The organism is Acinetobacter ihumii, from assembly GCF_900625095.1.
GTDB classification, from domain to species: domain Bacteria; phylum Pseudomonadota; class Gammaproteobacteria; order Pseudomonadales; family Moraxellaceae; genus Acinetobacter; species Acinetobacter ihumii.
The window spans coordinates 1-1085 of the sequence record NZ_LR130769.1 but is presented as its reverse complement, the minus strand read 5'-3'; the positions used below and the strand labels follow the sequence as shown (position 1 = coordinate 1085).

General features: G+C 45.8%; 1 protein-coding gene. It reads right to left on the bottom strand.

Features of this window, described 5'->3' with window-relative positions:
• Positions 1–1085: NAD(P)/FAD-dependent oxidoreductase (locus tag E0D95_RS15195; RefSeq protein WP_130804972.1), on the bottom strand; the 1085-nt coding region annotated here is incomplete at both ends.

Genomic DNA, 1085 nt, shown 5'->3' with positions numbered 1-1085 from the left:
CCCCCTTTTTCTACACCACGAGCAATCGCTTCAAATACAGCTTCACCACACAACATACCTGATTTCATGGCGGTGTGAGAACCTTTGATTTTGGCAAAGTTTAAGAAGCCAGCATCATCACCAATTAAACAGCCACCCGGGAAGGTCAGCTTAGGTAAAGAGTTCAACCCCCCTTTAACCACCGCACGTGCGCCGTAAGAAATACGTTTACCGCCTTCTAAATACTGTTTAATCAGCGGATGGGTTTTCCAGCGCTGCATTTCCATGAAAGGGAACATATGCGGATTTTCATAAGACAAATCCACGATCATGCCCAAAGTTACTTGGTTATTTTCAGCATGATAGAGCCACCAGCCACCAGAAGAACCTGTTTCCGTCAAAGGCCAGCCTGAACCATGCATCACCAAGCCTTCTTTATGCTTGGCTGGATCAATTTCCCAAAGCTCTTTAATCCCGATCCCGTAATGCTGAGGGTCAGCATTTTGATCCAGATTGAACTTGCTGATTAAGCGTTTACCTAAATGACCACGGCAGCCTTCAGCAAATAAAGTGTATTTGGCATGTAGCTCATAACCCGGTGCAAAATTATGGGTGGGTTCACCATCTTTGCCAATGCCCATATCACCAGTTTGTACACCTTTGACTGTACCATCTTCATGATACAAAATTTCAGAAGCAGCAAAGCCCGGGAAAATAGAGACTTCTAATTCTTCAGCTTTTTGACCTAACCAGCGCACCACGTTACCTAGCGAGATGACATAGTTGCCATCGTTATGCATGGTTTTAGGTACCATCCAGTGCGGTGCTTCCTGAGATTTTTCATCAGACAGCAAGAAATAGGTTTTGTCCTCAGTCACAGGGACATTTAAAGGTGCGCCTTCATCTTTCCAGTTGGGGAACAACTCATTGATGGCACGTGGTTCAAGCACGGCACCAGAGAGAATATGTGCACCTACTTCAGACCCTTTTTCGACGACGCAGACGGACAAATCGGGTAGATTCTTTTCAATCGCAAGTTGGCGAATTTTAATCGCAGCCGATAGACCGGCAGGTCCAGCACCAACGATGACGACGTCAAATTCCAT